At 71.9% G+C, this 21,922-nt stretch carries 16 protein-coding genes and 1 pseudogene; 11 read left to right on the top strand and 6 right to left on the bottom strand.

What is annotated here, in order from left to right:
* Positions 1-6: 6 nt before the first annotated feature.
* The gene (locus ACFVAJ_RS01675) at positions 7-1,188 is read right to left on the bottom strand and encodes a glycosyltransferase (protein WP_376941062.1); all 1,182 of its coding nucleotides are present in this window, start codon (positions 1,186-1,188) and stop codon (positions 7-9) included.
* 98 nt (positions 1,189-1,286) lie between these two features.
* Here ACFVAJ_RS01675 and ACFVAJ_RS01670 point away from each other — a divergent pair, with 98 nt between their 5' ends.
* Positions 1,287-2,024, top strand: coding sequence for a glycosyltransferase family 2 protein (locus tag ACFVAJ_RS01670; protein ID WP_376941061.1), 738 nt, complete (start codon positions 1,287-1,289; stop codon positions 2,022-2,024).
* Entirely contained in the window at positions 2,021-2,398 is a 378-nt protein-coding gene (locus ACFVAJ_RS01665; RefSeq protein WP_376941060.1) for a DUF2304 family protein, read from the top strand. The genes ACFVAJ_RS01670 and ACFVAJ_RS01665 overlap by 4 nt, the downstream gene beginning before the upstream one ends.
* Here ACFVAJ_RS01665 and ACFVAJ_RS01660 read toward each other — a convergent pair.
* The 3 genes from ACFVAJ_RS01660 to ACFVAJ_RS01650 all read right to left on the bottom strand — a co-directional run bounded on the left by ACFVAJ_RS01660 (position 2,390) and on the right by ACFVAJ_RS01650 (position 6,600).
* Positions 2,390-3,685 (bottom strand): hypothetical protein, encoded by a 1,296-nt coding sequence (locus tag ACFVAJ_RS01660; protein ID WP_376941059.1) that lies wholly within the window; start codon positions 3,683-3,685, stop codon positions 2,390-2,392. The genes ACFVAJ_RS01665 and ACFVAJ_RS01660 overlap by 9 nt on opposite strands.
* A gap of 252 nt (positions 3,686-3,937) precedes the next feature.
* Complete coding sequence (locus ACFVAJ_RS01655; RefSeq protein ID WP_376941058.1) at positions 3,938-5,230, bottom strand: O-antigen ligase family protein; 1,293 nt, start codon at positions 5,228-5,230, stop codon at positions 3,938-3,940.
* Positions 5,227-6,600 carry an O-antigen ligase family protein gene (locus ACFVAJ_RS01650; protein ID WP_376941057.1) on the bottom strand — a complete coding sequence of 458 codons (1,374 nt, stop codon included), beginning with the start codon at positions 6,598-6,600 and terminating at the stop codon, positions 5,227-5,229. The genes ACFVAJ_RS01655 and ACFVAJ_RS01650 overlap by 4 nt, the downstream gene beginning before the upstream one ends.
* A gap of 217 nt (positions 6,601-6,817) precedes the next feature.
* Here ACFVAJ_RS01650 and manA point away from each other — a divergent pair, with 217 nt between their 5' ends.
* On the top strand, positions 6,818-8,083 hold the full coding sequence (manA, locus tag ACFVAJ_RS01645; RefSeq protein ID WP_376941056.1) for a mannose-6-phosphate isomerase, class I: 1,266 nt from the start codon (positions 6,818-6,820) through the stop codon (positions 8,081-8,083).
* Here manA and ACFVAJ_RS01640 read toward each other — a convergent pair whose 3' ends face one another.
* On the bottom strand, positions 8,084-9,040 hold the full coding sequence (locus ACFVAJ_RS01640) for a GlxA family transcriptional regulator (protein WP_376941055.1): 957 nt from the start codon (positions 9,038-9,040) through the stop codon (positions 8,084-8,086).
* Positions 9,041-9,125: 85 nt separating this feature from the next.
* On the opposite strand from ACFVAJ_RS01640, the gene ACFVAJ_RS01635 reads away from it, so the two are divergent.
* The 5 genes from ACFVAJ_RS01635 to ACFVAJ_RS01615 all read left to right on the top strand — a co-directional run bounded on the left by ACFVAJ_RS01635 (position 9,126) and on the right by ACFVAJ_RS01615 (position 15,589).
* On the top strand, positions 9,126-9,263 hold the full coding sequence (locus ACFVAJ_RS01635) for a hypothetical protein (protein ID WP_376941054.1): 138 nt from the start codon (positions 9,126-9,128) through the stop codon (positions 9,261-9,263).
* A 117-nt stretch (positions 9,264-9,380) separates the two neighbouring features.
* Positions 9,381-10,343: a UDP-glucose 4-epimerase GalE gene (gene galE / locus ACFVAJ_RS01630; protein WP_376941053.1), complete on the top strand. Its 963-nt coding sequence runs from the start codon at positions 9,381-9,383 to the stop codon at positions 10,341-10,343.
* Between the two features lie 181 nt (positions 10,344-10,524).
* A complete protein-coding gene (locus tag ACFVAJ_RS01625) occupies positions 10,525-10,845 on the top strand; it encodes a WhiB family transcriptional regulator (RefSeq protein ID WP_376941052.1) in 321 nt (106 codons plus the stop codon).
* A gap of 111 nt (positions 10,846-10,956) precedes the next feature.
* Positions 10,957-14,124: a glycosyltransferase gene (locus ACFVAJ_RS01620; protein WP_376941051.1), complete on the top strand. Its 3,168-nt coding sequence runs from the start codon at positions 10,957-10,959 to the stop codon at positions 14,122-14,124.
* Positions 14,114-15,589: a DUF5719 family protein gene (locus ACFVAJ_RS01615; RefSeq protein WP_376941050.1), complete on the top strand. Its 1,476-nt coding sequence runs from the start codon at positions 14,114-14,116 to the stop codon at positions 15,587-15,589. The genes ACFVAJ_RS01620 and ACFVAJ_RS01615 overlap by 11 nt, the downstream gene beginning before the upstream one ends.
* Positions 15,590-15,658: 69 nt before the next feature.
* Here the strand turns inward: ACFVAJ_RS01615 and ACFVAJ_RS01610 are convergent, their stop codons facing one another.
* Positions 15,659-16,027, bottom strand: coding sequence for a hypothetical protein (locus ACFVAJ_RS01610; RefSeq protein ID WP_376941049.1), 369 nt, complete (start codon positions 16,025-16,027; stop codon positions 15,659-15,661).
* Between the two features lie 114 nt (positions 16,028-16,141).
* Here ACFVAJ_RS01610 and ACFVAJ_RS01605 point away from each other — a divergent pair.
* The 3 genes and pseudogenes from ACFVAJ_RS01605 to ACFVAJ_RS01595 form a co-directional block, all read left to right on the top strand.
* Positions 16,142-16,321, top strand: a pseudogene (locus tag ACFVAJ_RS01605) (DUF3499 family protein); the annotation flags it as partial.
* Between the two features lie 32 nt (positions 16,322-16,353).
* Positions 16,354-17,787, top strand: coding sequence for a phosphomannomutase/phosphoglucomutase (locus tag ACFVAJ_RS01600; protein ID WP_376941048.1), 1,434 nt, complete (start codon positions 16,354-16,356; stop codon positions 17,785-17,787).
* Positions 17,788-17,933: 146 nt separating this feature from the next.
* A complete protein-coding gene (locus ACFVAJ_RS01595; RefSeq protein WP_376941047.1) occupies positions 17,934-21,866 on the top strand; it encodes a carboxypeptidase regulatory-like domain-containing protein in 3,933 nt (1,310 codons plus the stop codon).
* Positions 21,867-21,922 lie beyond the last annotated feature (56 nt).

Genomic DNA, 21,922 nt, shown 5'->3' with positions numbered 1-21,922 from the left:
GCCATGCTAGCCCACCTCCGTCAGCGATCGTTCGAGCGCGGCGACCGCACCATCGATCGAGAATGTCCGTGCCACGAAGTCCTCCTGTGCCGTGGTGATGCTGCGTCGCTCGGCGAGCGGCAGGTGCGCGATGCGCACGGCCTCGGCGGCGACGCCGGCGGGTCCATCCGCCCACGTGACGCCGGATGCATCGCCCAGGACGCCGCGCAGTCCGGTCAGCGACGTCGACACCGCGGGCACCCCGGCGGCCATGTACTGCAGCACCTTGTGGGGGAACGCGACATTCGTGACCAGTTCGGACCGGAAGGGGTTGATCGCGACGTCCGCCGCCTTCAGGTACGACGGGAGATCGAGATACGGCACGACACCGGTGAAGATCACCCGATCGTCGATGCCGAGTTCGACCGCGAGTTCTCGCAGCGACTCGTCGATCGTGCCGCCGCCCACGAGCATCAGGCGCAGCATGGGATCCCGCTCGAACTCGCCGACCATCGATCGAAGCACGTCATCCAGACCCGAGAACTCGAAGAAGCTCCCCATGTACAGGATCACGCGGTGTTCGTCGGTGAGATCGAACTCGGGGCGCACCTTCCGGTCGCCGACCGCGAAGTGCGAGACATCCACCGGAGGCAGGTGCACCTCCGAAGGGCCCGTCCGCCCTGACGCCTCGACGCAGTAGGCGGCCATCGCCGGATTGTTGGCGGAGAGCAGGTCGGCGTTGCGGTAGATGTACCGCTCGGCGAGGCGGATGAGCGGCGCGAACGGCGTCCGGCGGATGCGGTGAGAGACGTCGAGCGCGCGGAAGATCACCGGCACGCCGGCACGCTTCGCGATGCGCACCGTCTGCCAGCCCGTGGTCGGCACGGCGTAGAGGACGATCGCGTCGAAGCCGCCGGTGCGGATGAGTCGGGAGAGGGTCGGGATGTTGACGATCGGCGCGGTGAGGCGTCCGATGGCTCCGCCGCCCCAGGTCGGCGGCGTGACGAGTTCGAGGGCGGCCTCGGGGTACGCGCGACCGTGGATCCGGTGGGTGCTCGCGCGGTGATTCCGTCGCTGCCCCACCGCGGACTCGGGATAGTGGAAGAACGTCACGTCATGACCGCGCAGCGCGAGCAGTTCGGGGAACTCGTGCATCTCGAAGATGACCTTCATCAGGTAGTTCACCTCGTGGATGAAGAGAATCCGCACACTCTGCCTTTCGTTCCGGTCGCTGCCAGCCGCCAAGCCTACGTCATCGGCACGGCGCACCGTTCGGGAGGATCGCGCGCGATTGCTAGGATCATCTGGTGAACGCTGCCATCGAGCGGACCCTGATCGTCCTCCCTGCCTACAACGAGCAAGAGTCCGTGGGCGATGTCGTCCGCGAGGTTCGTGCGCTGCTTCCCGCTGCAGGGATCCTCGTCGTCGATGACGGCTCGCGGGATCGCACCTTCGAGGCAGCGGCCGGGGCGGGCGCGAACGTGATCCGGCTGCCCTTCAACCTCGGCGTCGGGGGCGCCATGCGGGCGGGGTTCAAGTACGCGATCGAGAACGACTACGCGAACGTCGTCCAGATCGACGCCGACGGACAGCACGATCCCGCCGGTGTCCCCTCCCTGCTCGAGGCACTCGACTCCGCCGACGTCGTCATGGGGGCGCGGTTCGCGGGAACCGGCGACTACAGCGTCCGCGGCCCGCGCAAGTGGGCGATGCGCGTGCTCGCCGTGGTGCTCAGCCGCGTCGCCTCCACGACACTGACCGACACGACGTCGGGGTTCCGTGCGTCGGGTCCGAAGGCGGTTCGCCTGTTCGCCGAGCACTATCCCGCCGAATACCTCGGCGACACGATCGAGGCGCTCGTCATCGCCGCGCGGGCAGGATGCGCCATCCGCCAGGTCCCGGTCGCCATGCGCGCCAGGACGGGCGGGGTCCCCTCCCATAATCCGGTGAAGTCCGCTGCGTACCTCGGACGCGCGGTGATGGCGCTCGGATTCGCCATGGTTCGGCCGGCCGAGAGCTTCGCCGTCGGGACGGCCCGACCGTGAGCGCCACCAGTTACATCTTCGGGATCGCCGCTGCGGTCCTCGCTCTCGTCGTCGTCATCGAGATGCTGCGGCGCCGCAGGCTGAGAGAGCGTCACGCGCTCTGGTGGCTGATCGCCGGCGTCCTCGCGCTCATCGTCGGGATCTTTCCGAGCACGCTCGAGTGGGCGGCGGGTGTCATCGGCATCGAGGTGCCGACCAACCTCGTCTTCTTCGTGAGCATCGGGATCCTCTTCCTCGTCTGCCTCCAGCACAGTGCCGAGCTGACCCGGCTCGAGTCCAAGACCAGGGTCCTCGCCGAGCGCGCCGCGATCCAGGACCTGAGGATACGGAAACTCGAGGAGATCCTTCGGCCCGACGACTCGCGGTCAGAGTAGGCGGTCACCCTCGGCCGTGTCGATGCGCTCGCGCGAGAACGCGAGGAACACGACGTGGACGGTAAGCCCTGCCGCAGGCCCCACGAGCAACGCGAGCATCGTGCGTGCCTCGAGGCCGATCGGCAGCAGCAGGCAGGCGACCGTGGCCAGTGCGGCGGTCACCCATCCGGCGGTGAAGATGGAATGGCGGGCTCGGGAGAGCACCGCCGGCGCCGTGACGCAGAGGGCTCCGACGAGCGCTGACGACGCAGCGAGGACGGCGATGAGGGCACCCGACGGCACCGGCTCACCGGGGAAGAGGACCTCGAACACCGCCGGGCCGAAGAGCCAGCCGAGCAGGGCCAGCAGCGCCCCGGCGGCGATGACGAGGCCTTCGAGCGCCAGCAGGATGCGCCAGAAGCGCGCCAGGTTGTTGCGGAAGAGCACGACGAGGTAGCTCTGCATGGCCATCCCGACGACGATCAACGGGGCGCGCACCAGGGTGGTCGCCAGAATGAGCAGGCCGAGCTCCGCGGGATCGGCGTCGGGCGAGGTGAGCTTGAGGATGAGCGGGAACCCGCTCACGAGGACGCCCATGGCGGTCGCGGCGACGACGGTGCGGGCGACGTTCCAGGTGAGAGCACGGTAGCCGACGTCGAGGTCGGTCCGACCGGCGATGCTCCCGCGCGCCGCGGGCCAGATGATCGCGATCGTCGCGCCGAAGGGGATGACGATCGCCCAACCGAGCACGACGGGGTCGTGCGTGAACATCAGCGCGACCCCGATGAGCGCGAGCCTGAGGACGCCCTCGGTGAGGATGACCCAGAAGAGGACCCCCCACGACGAGATGCCGTAGAGCGTGCCCGTGAGGACGGCGAGCAGCACGAATGCCGCCCCGCCGCAGGCGAGCGGCCACACGAGGTCGTACCCGCCCTCGGGAAAGACGCTGCCGACCCAGAACGGCGCACTGGCCACGACGACGACGAAGACCAGTGCGGCCGACACGAGCCCGAATCGAGCCGCGCGGTGACGGGTGCCCGCCGCGGTCGTCTCGGCGAGCCGCGTCGCTCTCGTGATCTCCTGCTGGATACCCGAGAGCCCGGCGACGAGGAGGAACACGAAGGACCAGAAGACCGCGAAGACCGCGTAGTCCTCCACGCCGGTGATGCGGGGAACGAGCCAGGTGATCACGTACCCGGCGACGCCGACGACCGCGGTCGCGAGGAGGACGAGCACGAAGCTCCCGCGAGGGCTGCGGCTCGCGGCCGGAATCGGAATCGCGCCTGTCTCGACCACGGCGTCAGGCACCGTCGGCAGAGAAACCGACGATCGCCTCGCGGGTGTCGCCCTCGAATACTGTCCTGCCGCGCCGGAACGCGCACGATTCTGCCCTGACGACCATCGCACGATTCTACGGGGCTCTTCCGGAGGGCGACGAATGGCCGAGCACCCGCTCGTCGGCGATCCTGCACCGGTGGCGGCAGCAGCCGCGAGAACGGCGCACGGAACTCCGCAGCGGGAGAGGCCGACGGGGAGGCAGGTCCGCGATCTTCGCGAAGATCACCCGGCGGAGGCCGCTCGCCTCGCCAGCGCGTCGCGCCAGCTCATGTCGCGCGCGGCCTTCACCGCGCAGATGACGACGAGCATCCATCCGCCCTCGTAGAGGGCGAAGCTCTCGGCCGCGCTCGTCACCGCGACCGCGACCAGGACGAGGGCGGGCCACAGGTACACGACGCTGCGCCGGTTCGACGCGAGGAGCCAGGCCCGCACGAGCGCGACGCCGATCAGCGCGGCGAAGGCGAACGCGCCGATGACGCCGACCTGGAAGTAGGCGTCGAGGTACGCGTTCAGCGCGGACTCGTGCGGCCGCCCGGCGCCCGCCTCGAGCCAGGTGTACGGCGGCGCATCGGGCCAGCGGCCGACCCAGCCCCAGCCCTGCAGCGGGTTGAGGCTCAGGTAGCGGGAGAGTTCGCGCCAGAGGTCGAGCCGCACGTCGAACTCGGCCCGCGCATCGAGCAGTTCGATGATGCGGATGCGCAGGATCCACCCGGTGACGAGCGCGGCCGCGCCGGTGACGAGCAGCGCGAGCTGCCAGCGCCAGCGGCTCACCGTGGGCACCCGCCGCAGTCCGTAGAGCGCTGCGAGGGCCACGAGTGCCGCACCGAGGGCGATCCAGGCGGTGGGGGAGCCCGAGAGCACGATGGAGCCGAGCGCGAGGGCGACCGAGCCGATCGCGCGAGTGCGCGAGATGATGTGCATCCGCCACTCGACGATGAAGGTGATGAACCCGATGAGCGCGACGAAGCCGAGCATGTTGCGGGAGCCGAAGATGCCCTGGATCGGGCCGAGCGCGGCGAGATCGCCCTGGATCCCGAGGAACGGGATCGGCGAGTCGATGAGGATGCCGGCGAGCAGCTCGAGCGCGAGCGAGACGCCGAGGAGGAGCCGGAAGGCGTCGCCGAAGGCGCGGACGATCTGGATGGTGTCGCGCATGAGCGCCACGTAGACGCCGAGCACGGCGAAGGCGACGAGGTAGACGACCCGGGCCGCCGAGGCGCCGGGCGTCGTGCTCCAGATGACCGACGCGGCGCACCAGCCGACGAAGACGAGGATGGTCAGCGGCAGGATGCCGTACCACTCGATCGCCCGCCAGCGCGTCACGAGCGAGGCGGCGCAGAGCACGAGCAGTCCCGCGAGCGCTGCGAGCAGGCCGGGCCAGCCGATCAGGGCGCGGATCGCGTGCGTGCTGAACGCCAGCCCGATCGCGAGGAGCGAGACCGCCTGCGCGAACCGTGCCGAACCCACGAACTCGCGGATCATCTCGGCGCGCGCCGGCGCCCCGCCCGAGGTCATCGCGCCCCGTCGCGCACGCTCTGCGCGTCGTGACCGCCGAAGCGCTTCGCCCCGGGAGCGGCGGGCAGGGGCTCGTGCTCCCACTGGCGGCGCTTCGTCGCCCAGGCGATCGCGATGAGCAGTACCCAGCCGCTCTCGACGAGGAGGCGGCTCTCGGCGAGGCTCTGGCCGATGAGCGCCACGAGCACGAGGAGGGGGAGGAGTGCGGCGGAGGAGTACGGGATCGGCCGGCCCGAGGCATCCATCGGCCGGTCGACGGCGAGGAACCACGAGCGCCACAGCGCGCCGATGACGATGGAGGCGAAGGCGAGGAGGCCGATGATGCCGAGCTGCATCCACACGTCGAGCCAGGCGTTGTGCGCCTGCAGGTAGACGACGCCCTTGCGGACGGCGAGGTCGCTGAACGGCTCGACGAACGGGTTCCAGTAGCCGACCCAGCCCCAGCCCGCGATCGGGCGCTCGCCGATCATGCCGATCACCGCGTCCCAGATGTCGAGTCGACCGGTCAGGTCTTCACCCTTGCCGAAGAGCTCGAGCAGTTGATTCCAGAACACGGCGAGCAGGGTGACGGATGCCACGAGCGCACCGCCGGCCGCCCAGTACACCCCGCGACGACGCTCAGGGCCCATGCGGCGCGCCCACAGCGCGAAGCCGAGGGCGACGAGGACGACCACCGCCACGAGGATGACGGTCGCCGATCGGGTGAGCGCGAAGACCGCACCGGCGACGGCGAGCCAGAAGATGCCGCTCACTCGACGCATCGTGCCCGCCGCGAGCATCGTGCCGAAGACGATGAGCCCGAGCAGCGCGGTCATCGCGAGGAGGTTGCGGCTGGCCACGATGCCCTCGATCGGACCGCCGTCGAAGAGCAGCGCCCGCGACCAGTAGAAGGCCATCGGGATCTTCTCGGCGTTCGGGTCGAAGTCGGGGAAGTTCGGCAGCAGCGGTTCGCGGACGAACACCGCGATCCAGAGTTCGAAGAGCAGCGAGAGCGCGAGCACCCACTTGATCGCGGCGCCGAGCGAGCGGACGATGCCGGACCAGGGCAGGCACAGCGCGAGCGCGACGGCGACGAAGGTCGTGACGAGGGTGAGCCCGACGCCGAGCGCCGAGGCGCCCGGATAGTAGGACCAGGCGATCGAGAGGGTCGCGAAGACGAGGAACACGAGCGTCGACTTCGGCACCCGTCGCCAGTTCCACTTCGGACGCGTCGCGACGACGAGCCAGATCGCGCCGCCGAGCACGAGGGCCGCGACGATGCCGAAGCCCCACCAACCGAGCAGATTGCGCCAGAACTGGCCTGCCAGCAACGTGAACAGCGCGAACGTCGCGTACGCGCCGATGAGCGCGCTGCGCCGGGCCGTGGTCATGGAGTAAGGCTAGACGAACGGAGCCTCGCGCGTGATCCTCCCCGCGAGGAGGGCCATGCCCGCAGTGGCACGATCGGCGAGCGCCGCGGACTCGCGGACCGCCGGGAGCCGCCGGCGCGGTGATCGGCGGGCACAGCCGCTCGACGAGGCCGGATGCCTCTCCCCGGCTGCGTCCGTTGGTAGCGTGGTGCCACGCCGAAGAAAGGGACCAGCACGCATGTTCGTGGCGATCGACAACACCCCCCGCGACTACGCCTGGGGCTCGAGGAGCGCGATCGCCGCGTACCGCGGCAGGCCCGCGTCGGGCGAGCCCGAGGCCGAACTCTGGCTCGGCGCGCACGCCGGTTCGCCCGCGCGGATCGTCGACGGCGCGTCCGTCGGCCACGCCGACCTCGCCGAGTGGATCGCGGCCGACCCGGTTGCGGCGCTCGGTCCCGACCTCGCATCCAAGGGGGCGCGACTGCCGTTCCTCCTGAAGGTCCTCGCTGCCGGCGCGCCGCTCTCGCTCCAGGCCCACCCGACCCCCGAGCAGGCACGAGCGGGCTTCGCGCTCGAGGAGGCCGACGGCGTCCCGATCGACGCGTACGACCGCAACTACAAGGACGAGTTCCACAAGCCCGAGCTCATCGTGGCGGTGAGCGAGACCTTCGACGCGCTCTCGGGGTTCCGGCCGATGGAGGAGGTGCGCGGCGTCCTGGCCGCGCTCCGCGCCGCCGACGAGGCATCCGACTCACCCGAACCCGGAGCGATCGAGCTGCTCGAGTCGCATCTCTCGGGTGCCGAGCCGCTGCGCGCGACCGTCGAGTGGCTGCTGACCGACGGCCGCGGCGGCGACACCGGCGAGGCGAGCTGGGTGATCGAGCGGGTGACCGCGCTCGCCGCCTCGCCCGAGGCGGCCGCCTCGCCGTACGCCGTCTCGTTCGAGACCGTCGGCGCGCTCGCCGAGGCCTACCCCGGCGACCCCGGCATCGTGATCTCGCTGCTGCTCAACCGGGTCCGTCTCACCGCGGGGGAGTCGCTCTACCTCGCCGCGGGCAACATCCACGCGTACCTCGACGGGCTCGGCATCGAGCTGATGGCCGCGAGCGACAACGTGCTGCGCGGCGGGCTCACCCCGAAGCACGTCGATGTCGACGAGCTCGCGCGCGTGCTGGACTTCACCCCCATGCCGCCGCCGCGGCTCGAACCGGTCGAGGTCGCGCCGGGCGTGCGGGCGTTCCGCCCGGGGGTGCCCGACTTCCAGCTGTACCGCGTCGAGCCGTCGACGGCCGGGGAAGCGGTTCGGGTCGCGCTCGGCGGGCCGGCGATCGTCGTGGCGGAGCGCGCGCGGATCGAGCTTCGCGGCGGCGCCTCGACGGAGCCGTTCATGCTCGAGCGCGGCGAGGCCGCGTTCGTCACGCCCGAGGAGCGGGAGCTGGTCGTCGCCGGCGACGGGGACGCGTGGATCGCGACCGTCGACGGCTCGTGGTCGCCCGCCGCCTGATCAGCTCGCGACGCGGAGCCCGAACAGCCGCCGGTAGGCCGTCGGCGTCGTCTGCAGCACCTTGACGAAGTGGTGCCGCATGACGGCGGCGGCGCCGAACCCGGTGTCGCGGGCGATCTGCTCGAGGTTGAGGTCGGTCTCCTCGAGGAGCTGCTGGGCGCGCAGCAGCCGCTGACGGTTGAGCCAGGCGTTCGGCGTCGTGCCCGTCTCGGCGCGGAACCGGCGGGCGAAGGTGCGCGGCGACATGAGTGCGGTGCGGGCGAGCCGGTCGACGGTGAGCTCTTCGTCGAGGTGCTCGAGCATCCAGGCGGTGATCGTCGCGAACGAGTCGCTGTGGCACTCGCCCACGGGCGTCTGGATGAACTGGGACTGGCCGCCGTCGCGCTGCGGGGGCACCACCATTCGACGGGCGATGATGTTGGCGGCGCTCGCGCCGAGTTCTGAGCGCACGATGTGGAGCGCCGCGTCGATGCCTGCGGCGGTGCCTGCGCCGGTGACGACCTTGTCGTCCTGCACGAAGAGCACGTCGGGGTCGACGTCGGTGGTCGGGAATTCCGCGGCGAGGCGGTCCGTGTACATCCAGTGGGTGGTGGCGCGCCGGCCGTCGAGCACGCCGGCGCGGCCGAGCGTGAAGGCGCCCGAGCAGACGCTGAGCACCCAGGCGCCGCGTGCGACGGCGTCGCGGAGCACCTCGGCGACGCGCCCGTCGAGCGGTTCGTCGATGAGGGCGGCCGGCACCGCGACGAGGTCGGCGGTGCGGGCGAACTCGAGCCCCTCGTGCACGACGATGTCGAACCCGAGCTTCGTCGAGATGGGGCCGGGGTCGGCGGCGACGACGTGGAAGTCGAAGTTCGGCCCGCCCTGCTCGGAGCGGTCGATGCCGAACACCTCGCAGATCACGCCGAATTCGAACGGCGCCATCTGGGGGATGGCGAGACAGGCGATGGAGTGGAGCACGGTGCCCTCCGCTTGGCAGAAATCGATCGATTAGTGTCCACTCTGCCACTTTCGGCAGTATCTGGCAATACGTAGATTTACTGCCATGACCACCATCATGCTCCTCGTGCTCGCGGGGCTCGCCGTCTGGGGAGTCCTCGCCACCGTGCTCCGGCTCGACGACGACGGCTACGGTCGTCCCGAGATCCGCGACCGCACGCGCCACATCGAACGACTCAGCTGACCACCGACGCGGACCGAGCCCGCCGACGCTCCTTGGAGAGCGCCGGCGGGCTCGCGCTCGCCCGGTTCGTTACGATCGGGTGGGCGCCGGAGACACCGCCGTCAGGAGAGGTCGAACATGAGCTGGCTGGTCACCGGGGGAGCGGGTTACATCGGGTCGCACGTCGTGCGGGCATTCGCGGCGAAGGGCATCGACACCGTCGTCGTCGATGACCTCTCCTCGGGCCGACGCGGCTTCGTCCCCGACGGCATCCCCTTCGTGCAGGGCTCCATCCTCGACGGGCGCGTCCTCGAGTCGGCGTTCGAGCGGTACGGCATCCGCGGCGTCGTCCATCTCGCCGGGTACAAGTACGCGGGCGTCTCGGTGCAGCGGCCGCTGCACACCTACCAGCAGAACGTCACGGGCACCGCGACCCTCCTCGCCGCGATGGAGGCCAAGGGGGTCTCGAACCTCGTCTTCTCGTCGAGCGCGGCCGTGTACGGCACGCCCGACGTCGACCTCGTCACCGAGACGACCGCGAAGCATCCTGAATCGCCCTACGGCGAGTCGAAGCTCATCGGCGAGTGGCTCCTCGCCGACCAGGCGCGCGCGACGGACCTCTCGCACACGAGCCTGCGGTACTTCAACGTCGTCGGATCGGGCACGCCCGAGGTGTTCGACCCGAGCCCGCACAACCTCTTCCCCCTCGTCTTCGACGCGCTGCTCGACGGACGCACGCCGCGCATCAACGGCGACGACTACGCGACGCCCGACGGCACCTGCGTGCGCGACTACATCCACGTCGCCGATCTCGCCGAGGCGCACGTCGTCGCGGCGCAGCGGCTCGAGGCCGGCGAACCGGTCGAGGCCGTCTACAACCTCGGATCCGGCGCGGGGGTCTCGGTCGGCGAGATCATGACCGCGGTCGCCGAGGTCACCGGTATCGCGTTCGAACCCGAGGTCGCGCCTCGTCGCGCCGGCGATCCCGCCCGCATCGTCGCCTCCGGCGAGCTCGCGGCGCGCGACCTCGACTGGCGTATGCGCCACTCGCTCACCGACATGGTGCGCAGCGCCTGGGAGGCCCGCCGCGCCGCGAGCTGAGCGCGAGTCATCCGCGCCCGATTCATAACGTCTGCTCAACACCCGGCGTGTCGTGACCCTCGTGAAGCCTCGACGGCGAATCGAGGGTTTACGATCTACGACTTGACTCTCACGAACTACACCGGTGTAATTGGTCGTGACACACCCTCTGGGTGGTCGGTACAACTGGGTGGGAGACGATATGGGAAGTCCTGAATATCGTTCTGGAGTACCTGACGATTGGTTCATCGATCCGGTCAGGCTGGGAGTTCCCGGCGTGCGACCGACGGTCGACGACGACAATCCGTTGGCGTGGCAGAGCGACGCATTGTGCGCGCAGACCGATCCCGAGGCGTTCTTCCCTGAAAAGGGCGGATCGACGAGGGACGCGAAGAAGATCTGCACCGGTTGCGAGGTTCGGGGCGAATGCCTCGAATACGCGCTCGGCAACGACGAGCGCTTCGGAATCTGGGGCGGACTCTCCGAACGCGAGCGGCGCAAGCTCCGCAAGCGGGCGGTGTGAGGCGCGGAGCCTGCTTCGGCAGGCTCCGCGCTCGGCTTTCCGGCCGCCGTTTTCGAGGCGCGCCCGCCTCGCTTGCGGATGCCGCGGGGTGCGCCGCTTAGGCTGACCCCGATGTTCCCCAGAGTCACCGCCGTCCTCGTCGTGCACCACGGCGGCGACCACCTCCGCCAGACGCTCGATGCCATCCGCTCCCAGGAGCGGACGCCTGACGCGCTCGTCGTCGTCCTCACCGAGGCCGACGACGTCGCACGGGAACAGGTCGCCTCGGCCTCGCCCTCCCACCTCATCGACCTCTCGCAGCACCTCTCGTTCGGTGCGGCGATCCGAGCGGCCGACCGCGTGCTCGAGGCGCCGGACGGCGACGGCGACGCGCTCTGGTTGCTCGCGGAGGACAGCGCCCCCGCGCCCGATGCCCTCGCCCAGCTCGTCGCCGCCTTCGAGACCGCGAAGTCGGTCGCCGTCGCCGGACCGAAGCTCGTCGACTGGGACGAGCCCGAGCGCATCGCCCGATTCGGCCGCTCGATCACCCGCCTCGGACGCAGTGTCGCGATCGTCGCCGACGAACTCGACCAGGGCCAGCACGACGGGCTCAGCGACGTCCTCGGGCTCGACCCGGCGGCGATCCTCGTGCGGCACACCGTCTGGCGGGCGCTCGACGGATTCGACCCGGGGCTCCCCACCGTCGACGACGCGCTCGACCTCTCGGTCCGCGCCCGCCTGGCCGGGCACCGGGTCGCAGTCGTCCCCGGGGCGAAGGCGCGATTCGCGGGCGTCGGCGTCGCCGGCCCCGAAACCGGCCCGCGAGCACGCACGACGCGCCGTCGCGTGCGTGCGACCCGTGCGGCGCAGCTGCACCGGCGACTCGTCTACGCTCCGCTGCCGTTCGTGCCGCTGCACTGGCTCAGCTTCCTGCTGCTCGCCGTCGTCCGCTCGGTCCGGCTCCTGCTCGTGAAGGCGCCCGGGGCGATCCCGGGCGAGTTCGCGGCGGCGTTCACGACGATGTTCTCGGGCGCACGGGTGCCGCGGGCCCGGCGCGCGCTGAAATCCGCGCGCACGGTCGGATGGTCGGCGATCGCCCCGCTTCGCATGCAGCCCGACGAGATGCGCCGCCGGCGGCAGCACTCCGCCGAAGCCCGGCGTGAGCGGGCGCGCGGGCGCAAGCACGAGCTCCAGTTCATCGGCACGGGCGGGGGATGGATCCTCCTCGCGACGGCGGCCGCCTCCGTGGGACTCTTCTCCTGGCTGCTCGGCTCGGGCGGGGTCGGCGGAGGGGCGCTCCAGCCGCTCTCGAACGACGTCGCCGAGCTCTGGCGGAACGCCGCCTACGGATGGCGCGACCTCGGCACCGGATTCGTCGGCGCGGCCGACCCGTTCGCCGGCGTCCTCGCCGTCCTCGGCTCGGCGGCGTTCTGGGCGCCGTCGTTCGCGCTCCTGCTGCTCTGGCTCCTCGCGATCCCCGCCGCCGCCGTCGGCGCCTGGTTCGCCGCCTCGCGACTGAGCGAACGCGCCTCGGTGCGCGCCGTCGCGGCGCTCCTCTGGGCGTTCGCGCCGCCGTTCCTCATCGCGCTCGGCGACGGCCGCCCCGGAGCCGTGCTCGCGCACGTGCTGCTGGCGTGGTTCGCGTTCGCCGCCTTCGGCGCCGCCACCTCGTGGGCGGCGGCGGCGACCGCCTCGCTGCTGCTCGCCGCGCTCGTCGGCGCGGCCCCGAGCCTCGCACCAGCGCTGCTCGTCGCGTGGATCGTCGCGCTCGCGGTGAGCGGGCGCGCCTGGGTGCGCCTCATCGGCCTGCCGATCCCCGCGCTCGTGCTCGCGCTGCCGCTCGTCGTCGATCAGCTCCGTCGCGGCACGCCGCTCGGGCTCGTCGCCGATCCTGGGCTCCCGACCGGGAGCGGCATCCCGTCGACCTGGCAGCTCGCCCTCGGACTCCCCGACGGCTCCTGGGGCGGGTGGGAGGACTTCTTCTCCGGGTCAGGCTCGGTCGACTTCCGCATCGCCCTCAGTGCGCTCGTGCTGCCGCTCGTGCTCGTCGCGCTCGCCGCGGTGCTCACCCGCTCGCTCCGGGCCGCCGCGCTGTCCCTCGGCATCGCGCTCCTCGGCTTCGCGACCGCGGTCGCCGCGGCGCACCTCTCGGTCGCCTCGGCCGGATCGCACGCCATCCCGGTCTGGACGGGCGCGGGCCTCAGCCTCGCCTGGCTCGGCCTCGTGCTCGCCGCCGTGCTCGCGCTCGACGCGATGCGACGCGGCCGCGCGCTGCTCGGATGGGTGGTGTTCGCCGCGATCGCCGCCGCGATGCTGCCGACCGGGATCGCGCTCGCGACCGGCTCGGTCGCCGTGCAGCCCGCGACCGCTCGCACCCTGCCCGCGTTCGTGGGCGCGGAGGCCGAGACCGACCCGCGGGTCACCACGCTCCGGCTGACGCCGGAAGCCGACGGGAGCCTGCGCGCGACCCTCGAGCGCGGCACCGGGACGACGCTCGACGAGCAGTCGACGCTCGCGGCGACCGCGCGGACGCTGTCGTCCGAGGAGGAGGAGCTCGCGCTCGTCGCCGGCAACCTCGCCTCGCGCAGCGGCACGGGAGCGGAGGCGGCGGTCGAGGAGTTCGGCGCCTCGTTCGTGCTGCTCGACGAACCGGTCGATGCCGACGACAGCGCCGCCGTCGCGGTGGCCGACCGCGCGCGCACCGCGCTCGACGCCAACTCGTCGCTCGTCGCCGTCGGCGAGACGGACTTCGGCACGCTCTGGCGCTTCACCGCGGCGGAGGCCGACGCCCCGGCCGCGCAGATCCCGGCCGACGCCGGAGGATGGATCGCCGGCGTCGTCACCGCCGTGCAGCTCCTCGTGCTCGGAGCGACGCTGCTGCTCTCGATCCCGACCGGCGCCGGGAGGGAGGCGGATCGCCGACCCGAGCGGCGCCGCCCGGTGACGCCACGGCGGAAGGAGCGGGCCGCCGCGGCGGCCGCGGGTACCGCGGTCGCGGAGCCCGAGGCCGACGCGCAGCGGGATGAGGCCGTCGACGCCGCCGCCGATGCCGACGAGATCGGCCCCGACGACGGGGCGGTCGATGCGGGGGATGCCCCGGCGCAGGACGCGCGCCCGGAGTCGGGTCCGGAGCCCGACGCCGGTCCGGAGCCCGACGCCGGTCCGGAGGCCGATGCCGGCCCGGAGGCCGACGCCGGAACCGAGTCGGGCGCCGAGGCATCCGAGCCGGAGCCCCAGCCCGAGCCCGAGCGCCCGGCGGAACCCACCCCCACGAGCGAAGGAGACGACGATGCCCGATAGGCGCGAACTCGCCCGCAACGTCGCCCGCGCGGGTGGTCGCGGCCTCGCCCTCGTCCTGGCCGGCGGGATCGCGGCGGCCGCACTCGCGGCGGCGGCCCTCGTCCCGTGGCCCGAATTCCGCGTCGAACCGCCGTCGACGGTGGTGGAGCCCGCGGAGACCGGACAGCTGCGGGTCTGCCCCGGGCCGCTGCTCTCGCTCGGCGACGACGCCGCCGACGCGACGACCGCGGTGTCGGTCGGCTCGACCTCGGTCACGACCGGCGTCTCGCCCGACGACGTCGAGATCACCGAGACGCCGCTCGGCGCCCCCGAGAACCCGAACGCCGATCGCGACGGCACCCCGCTCGCCATCACCACCGAGGCCGGCGCCGCCGGGGCCGGTGAACTCGCGGGCGCGCAGGGGCAGCGCAGCGAGCGCGAGACGATCGCCGGATTCGCCGCCGCCGCGTGCGACGAAGCGGTCGCCGAGGCCTGGCTCGTCGGCGGTGCCACCGATGTCGGCCGGAGCAGCATCGTGCTGCTGTCGAACCCCAGCGAGGTCGCCGCGACGGTGGACGTGCGCGTCAGCGGCGAGAACGGCCCGGTCGAGGCCCCGTCGGCGCTCGGCATCACGGTGCCGGCCGGCGAGCAGCGCGTGCTCTCGCTCGCGGGGCTGGCGCCGAACCTCCGCTCACCGGTGGTGCACGTGACCAGCACGGGCGGTGCGATCGCGGTGACGCTCGAGCACTCGGTCATCGAGGGGCTGACGCCCGCGGGGGTCGAGCTCGTCGGCCCGACGGCGATGCCGGCGACGAAGCAGTCGATCCCCGGCTTCGTGGTGCCGACCGCCGGCGGCGTCGACCCGGCCGACGACCATGCCGAGGGTGACGACCACCCGGCGGTGCGGCTCTTCGCACCGGGCGACGAGCAGGTCGAGGTCTCGATCGGCGTCGCCTCCGAGTCGGGCGGCGGCGGGGCGGGCATCGACGTCACGCTCGAACCCGGCCAGATGACCGACGTGCCCCTCGGCGAGCTCGACGAGGGCGACTACACGATCACGCTCGAGGCCGACGGGCCGATCGTCGCCGCAGCCCGCGCGACCACCGGCACGCCGCAGGCGCAGACCGCCCCCGGCGGCGACGACGAGGAGTCCTCCGTCGACCTCGCCTGGACGGTCGCCACGGCACCGCTGCTCGATGACGCCGTCGTGGCCGTTCCGGCCGGGCCCGGCCCGGTGCTGCACCTGCTGAACCCGGGCGACGAGGAGCTCGAGGTGCTGGCCGTCGTCGACGGCGAGGAGCGCGCCGTCCGGCTCGCACCCGAGGAGGCGGCGTCGATCGAGCTCCCGCAGCGCAGCGTCGTCGAGCTCGCCGGGGCCGACGGGGTGCACGCCACCGTCTCGTTCTCGGGCGAGCGCGCCCTGTCGTCGTTCCCGGTCCGGCCGCCCGGGCCGCTCGACTCGCCCATCGTCGTCACCCCGCGCTGAGCGGGACGCGGCGCTGCGCGGCGTCGTTCGTCGCTGCGCGGCGCCGCCGCACGCCGTGCAGGCCGCGTGTCAGAAGTGGCGGTAGCGTCCCGGCGCGAGCTCCCACGGATCGCGGCCCAGGAAGTCGGCCACGGCGCGGAAGACGCAGCTCTCGACGAGCAGCTTCTCGTCGCGGTCCTCGCCCTCCTGCAGCCGGAGGAAGCGCACGATCGGGAGCCGGAAGAAGACGATGCGACGCTCGTCGTGGTAGACCTTCCAACGGTCGATGTGGTCCTCGTGGATGGCCTCGGCGGGAGCCTGTGCGACCTCGAACACGACCCCGTCGAGCTCGGGCCAGAGTCCGCGCAGGTACGACACGGTCGTGCCGATGGTGAGCTCGAACTCGTCGAGCCGGGTCGAGAGCAGCGGAAGGTGCGGACCGGTCACCGGGGAGCGCATGCCGCGGCCGTGGCGGTCACGTGCCAGCCGTCTCGGAGAGCGGGGCGCGACACGACGGGAACGGGGCATGCATTCCATCCTATTGTCGGCACCGATCGCTACTCTTGATCTGCCATGAGACGTTGTTCGCGAACCGCATGCGCCGCCGAAGCGGTTGCGACGTTGACCTTCGACTACGCCGAGTCCACCGCGGTGCTGGGTCCGCTCGCCGTCGTGCGCGAGCCCCACGGCTACGACCTCTGCGCCCGGCACGCCGAGCGAACCTCGGCGCCCGTGGGCTGGCAGGTCGTGCGGCACACGGCGCTCGGTGGGGTAGGTTTCAAGGCATGAATCCCGCTGCCTCATCCGACGCACGCGCGCGCCTCGACGCGGTCGTGAAGGCGTACGACGTGCGCGGAATCGTGGGCGAGGGGCTCACCGCCGAGACCGTCGAGGCACTCGGCGCGGCCTTCGTCGACGAGGTCGGCGCGGCCGGCGGGCGGGTCGTCGTCGGACACGACATGCGCGACTCGTCGCCCGCGTTCGCGGCCGCGTTCGCGGCCGGGGCGGCCGCGCGCGGCGCCGTCGTCGTGTCGATCGGCCTGTGCTCCACCGACGAGAGCTACTTCGCGTCGGGCTCGATGGATGCCCCGGCGGCGATGTTCACCGCCAGCCACAACCCCGCGGCCTACAACGGCATCAAGTTCTCGCGGGCGGGCGCCCAGGGCATCTCGCTCGACACGGGCCTCGCGGCGATCCGCGACCGGGCGGCCGACTTCCTCGAGCAGGGCATCACCCCCGTCGAGATGCCGGGTGCGGTGCTCGAGGCCGACGTCCTCGCCGACTATGCGGCCTACCTCCGCAGGCTCGTCGACCTCAGCGGCATCCGCCCGCTCAAGATCGTCGTCGACGCGGGCAACGGCATGGGCGGCCTCACCGTCCCCGCCGTCCTCGGCGAGGCCGCGGGCCTTCCCGCACTGCCCCTCGAGATCGTGCCGCTCTACTTCGAGCTCGACGGCACCTTCCCGAACCACGAGGCCAACCCGCTCGAGCCGGCGAACCTCGTCGACCTGCAGCGCGCGGTCGTCGAGCACGGCGCCGACCTCGGTCTCGCGTTCGACGGCGACGCCGACCGCTGCTTCGTCGTCGACGAGCGGGGCGGGGCGGTCACGCCCTCGGCGGTGGCCGCGATCGTCGCCCTCCGCGAGATCGCCCGCGTCGGCGCAGCGGGCGAGACGAACGTCAACGTGATCCACAACCTCATCACCTCGCGCTTCGTGCCCGAGACCATCGAGGAGGCGGGCGCCGTGCCGGTGCGCACCCGCGTCGGCCACTCGCTCATCAAAGACCAGATGAAGGCGACGGGCGCGGTCTTCGGCGGCGAGCACTCGGCCCACTACTACTTCCGCGACTTCTGGGGTGCCGACAACGGCATGCTCGCGGCGATGCACGTGCTCGCCGAGTTCGGTGCGCAGGATGCCCCGCTCTCAGAGTTCGGCGCACGGTTCGACCCGTACGCGCTCTCGGGCGAGATCAACTCGGTCGTCGACGACGTCCCGGCCGCGTACACGCGGATCGTGGAGGCGTTCACGGGCCGCGGCGAGTTCGACGAACTCGACGGTCTGACGGTCATCGGCCAGACCGCCGGCGACGAGCCGTTCTGGTGGTTCAACGTGCGCCCCTCGAACACCGAGCCGCTGCTGCGCCTGAACGTCGAGGGCGGAGACGAGCCCACGATGGCCGCCGTCCGCGACGAGGTCCTGGCGCTCATCCGCAGCTGAGGGCCCGCCGCTCGGTGCCCCCCGAAAGGGGGGAGGGATTCCCGACCACGCGTCGCTATTGTCGGGATTCGAACACGGTCCGGCCCAGCGACAGCATTGCCGCGCACACGGTTCTTCCCGACCGGAACCCTACAGCCGGAGACCACGTGCGTCCTCGATCCTTCTCGTCATCCCTGGGCGCCGTCGCGCGTCTCGTCATCACCGCGCTCCTCGCAGGCGCACTCGCGCTGGGCGCTGCCGCGCCGGCATCGGCGGAGTCGCTCTCTCCGACCACGCCGGCCGTCGAGGAGACGGCTCCGCCGTCTCCCGAGGCTCAGGAGGCCGAGCCCCTCGCCGCCGAGGTCGAGGAGTCACCGGCGACCGAGGAGATCGCGAGCGGGTCGCTCCGCGGCGTCGTGTCCGCGGAGGACGGTTCGCCCGCCGCCGAGGTCAGCGTGAACCTCCATCGCTTCAACGGCGAGTACTTCGAGTACGCGGCCGGCATGCAGAGCGGCGGCGACGGGGCGTACGCGTTCGAGTCGCTCGAGCCCGGCACGTACACGCTCGAGTTCGCGTCGTCCTACGGCTCCGCCTTCGTCGGCGAGTGGTGGAACGACCAGCGCGAGCAGTGGTCGGCCGACTCCTTCGAGATCGCCGAGGGCGACGAGCTCTCCGGCATGGATGCGACGCTGGCGACCGGCGGCATCGTCGAGGGCGTCGTCACGGGGACGGACGGCGCGCCGTTGTCCGACGTCGGCGTCACGGCGTTCGCCGTCGTCGACGGCTCGGTCGAGCACCGGGCCAGCGCGTGGACCGGTCCCGACGGGACGTTCCGGTTCAGTGGCCTGCTCGCGGGCGCGTACACGCTCGAGTTCAGCGCTCCGTGGGGCTCGGCGTTCGCCGGCGAATGGTGGAACGACCAGCTCGACCAGTTCTCCGCTGACACCTTCGAGGTCGTCGGCGGGCAGACCCTCTCGGGGCTCGTCACGGAACTTTCGGCAGGCGGCTCCATCAGCGGCATCGTGACCGGCACCGACGACCTTCCGCTCGCAGGAGTCTCGGTCTCCGCGAACGGCCCCGGCTGGGTCTCCGCCACGACCGATGCCGACGGGAGGTACGAGCTCGTCGGCCTCGCCGCCGGAAGCTACACGGTGTCGTTCGAAGCCGACGCGTTCGACCCGGAGGCCGTCTCGGGATATCTCCGCGAGTACTGGGACGATGCCGCCGAGATGTTCGATGCGACTCCGGTGGACGTCGACAGCGGTGAGAGCGTGACCGGCATCGACGCGAAGCTCGGCCGAGCCGGTTCCATCTCCGGCGTCGTCGCCGTCGACGGCCAGCCGATCGCGGGAGTCGACGTCTCGGTGAGCGGCGCTGGGTGGGGCTCCGCGACGACCGATGCAGACGGGCGATACGAGGTGGTCGGGCTGCGGGCGGGTGCGTACGACGTCTGGTTCTCGATGCCGAGTGGTGTGCCGTACTTCGGCGGCGGCGCAAGTACCGAGGTCTCGGACGGTGCCACTGCGGTCCTCGACTACGCTCCCGTGCGGGCCGCGTCCGTCAGCGGGCGCATCACGGTCGACGGTTCGGGAGCCGGCGTGGCCGGCGCGGCGGTGACCCTCCACGCGTTCGGCGGCGCGACCGCGGGCGCCGCCATCACCGACGACGATGGTCGATACGTGATCGCACCGCTCGACGGCGGACGCTACCTCGTCGAGGTCACCGGCCCCGGCATCACCGCGACCTGGTCAGGCGGCTCGCCCACGCGCGCCGGTGCCGACATCGTCTCGGTCGCCGCGTCGAACGAGGCCGTGCTCGATCTCGCGGCACCGGCCGCGGGGTCTGGAGGGATCGCCGGGCGCGTGGCGGTCGAGACCATCGACGGCCCGGTCGCGGCGCAGGGCGCTATCGTCGAGCTCCACGATGAGGGCGGGCTGCTGCGCACGATCTCGACCGATCCCGACGGCGGCTACCGGTTCGAGGGCCTCGACGTCGGCCGATATGCGGTGCGGTTCGCCGAGAGCTCGTGGTCGTCGACGTCGTGGTGGTGGGACGGCTCCACCCGCATGACGGCGCGGTACTTCGACGTGGGCGCGGAGGCCGTGACGCGCGACTACACGCTGCCGGGACTCGGCTGGATCACGTCGGCTGTCGAGACCGACGGGCCGTACTCCGGGTACATCCGGATGGAGGCATTCGACCCCGCCACCGGTGAGATGCTCGCCGCGGGCAGCTCCTGGGACGGCGACACGATCAGCCTGTACGACGTACCGGCGGGCGAGGTCAAGCTGCGCTTCACCGGGCCGATCCACGACACTTGGTGGGGCGGCGGCTCGTTCGCCGATTCGCAGACGATCACGGTGCCGATCGGTGGCGAAGCACGCGCCGATGCGACACTGTCGCTCGACACCGTGCTGACCGGCACGGTCTACGCGCCCGAGGGTGCGCCGATTCCCGGCGCGTACGTCACCATCAGCGGCGACGGCGGGAGGAGCTTCTCCGCCGTTGCGGATGACACGGGTGTCTACCGAGTCACCGGCCTCGAACCCGACACGTACGCCGTGGAAGTGCAGCACGCCGGAACGGGCACGCCCGATCCCGTCATCGTCGAGGTCATCGACGGCGTCGGCGAGGTGAACCAGGACATCCGACTCGCTCAGGCCGCGCGACTGCGGACCTCGGTGAGCTATCTCGGCCAGCCGGTGGAGACCTGCATCGGTGTCCGTGAGATCAGCGGGCCCTATCGCGACACGATGTGCGACGAGCCGGGCTCGGCGAACGCCCACTGGCTGCACCCCGGTACCTACCGCGTCTCCGTCCGGACGAAGACGGACATGGGTGCCGCGGCGCACATCGAGCAGGTGACCGTCGAGCCCGGGCAGACCGGCGAACTCGAGCTCGACGTGGAGCTTGAGACCGGTGGCGTCGTCGAGGGCCGCGTCACGGCCGATCTCGGCGACGGGCGCGAGTCCATCGGGGCGCACTGGGTGACCGCTCACGACGGATTCGGCCCCGCGGGCTCTGCTGAGACCACCGCCGACGGCTCGTACCGCATCTGGGGTCTCCAGAACGGCGTGCCGTACACCGTCCGCTTCGGCGACGTCTGGCGCGACCTCGGCATGGAGTGGTGGAACGACGCCTCGACGCCTGGCGCCGCGACGGCCGTCACTCCCGGGCGAGAAGCGGTCACGGGCATCGACGCCGAGCTCGAGCGCGGTGCAGGCCTCAGCGGGCGGGTCACCGACGCCGACGGTCTCGGCGCTTCGTTCGCCACGGTCGAGGCGTATTCGGCCGACGGTGACCTCATCGGCGAGAACCGGGCCGACGTGCAGGGCGGCTACCGGTTCGAGGGACTCCCGACGGGCGACGTCAAGCTGCGGTTCGTGCCGTCGCCCGAATGGGTGCCGGGGTATCTCGCAGAATGGTGGCAGGATGCCGGCTCAGCCGCATCGGCCTCGGGGATCGCAGTAGCAGCCGGGACGGAGACCGCGGGGATCGACGCCGAGCTGAACCGGGTCGGGACCGTCTCGGTCGAGCTGCCCACGCCCGAGCTGTCGGGTGCCGCGCGCGTCGGCGAGACGCTCACCGCACTTGCGCAGGCGACGACCGACGGCGTGTCACTCGGCTACGAGTGGCTCGCCGACGATGCCGCGATCGCGGGGGCGGCGGGCGCGAAGCTCGTGCTGGGTCCCGAGCACCTCGGCAAGCGGATCTCCGTCCGGGTGACGGCGACCGCGGACGGATACCTGCCGACGACGTCGAGCTCCGTTCCCAGCGAGCCGGTCGGGCCGGCTGGCGTCGACCCGACGCTGCCGCGGATCTGGGGAGCGCCGGTCGTCCGCGAGCGGTTGACGGTCGATGCGGGCCCGAAGCCGCCCGGATCGAGGTTCGCCTACCGGTGGTTCGCCGATGGCGCCCCGATCGCGGGGCCGCCGACGTCGACGCTGCGACTCACCGACGCGCACGTCGGTGCCCGCATCACCGTGCTCGTGACGACGCTCAGGGGCCGGGTCGTGGTCGAGCAGCGGATGTCGGAGCCCACCCTCCCGGTGCAGGCGGCCGCCGCCGTGCGTCCGCGGGATCCCGGCGCGCAGGGGTAGGGTTCACGGCTCGCGCCCGACGGCGACGCAGTGCGTCGCCGTCGGGCGCGGCCTGC

The sequence above is a fragment of the Agromyces sp. NPDC057679 genome, from assembly GCF_042799635.1.
Taxonomy (GTDB): Bacteria; Actinomycetota; Actinomycetes; order Actinomycetales; family Microbacteriaceae; genus Agromyces.
This window is presented reverse-complemented; position numbering and strand designations above follow the sequence as displayed.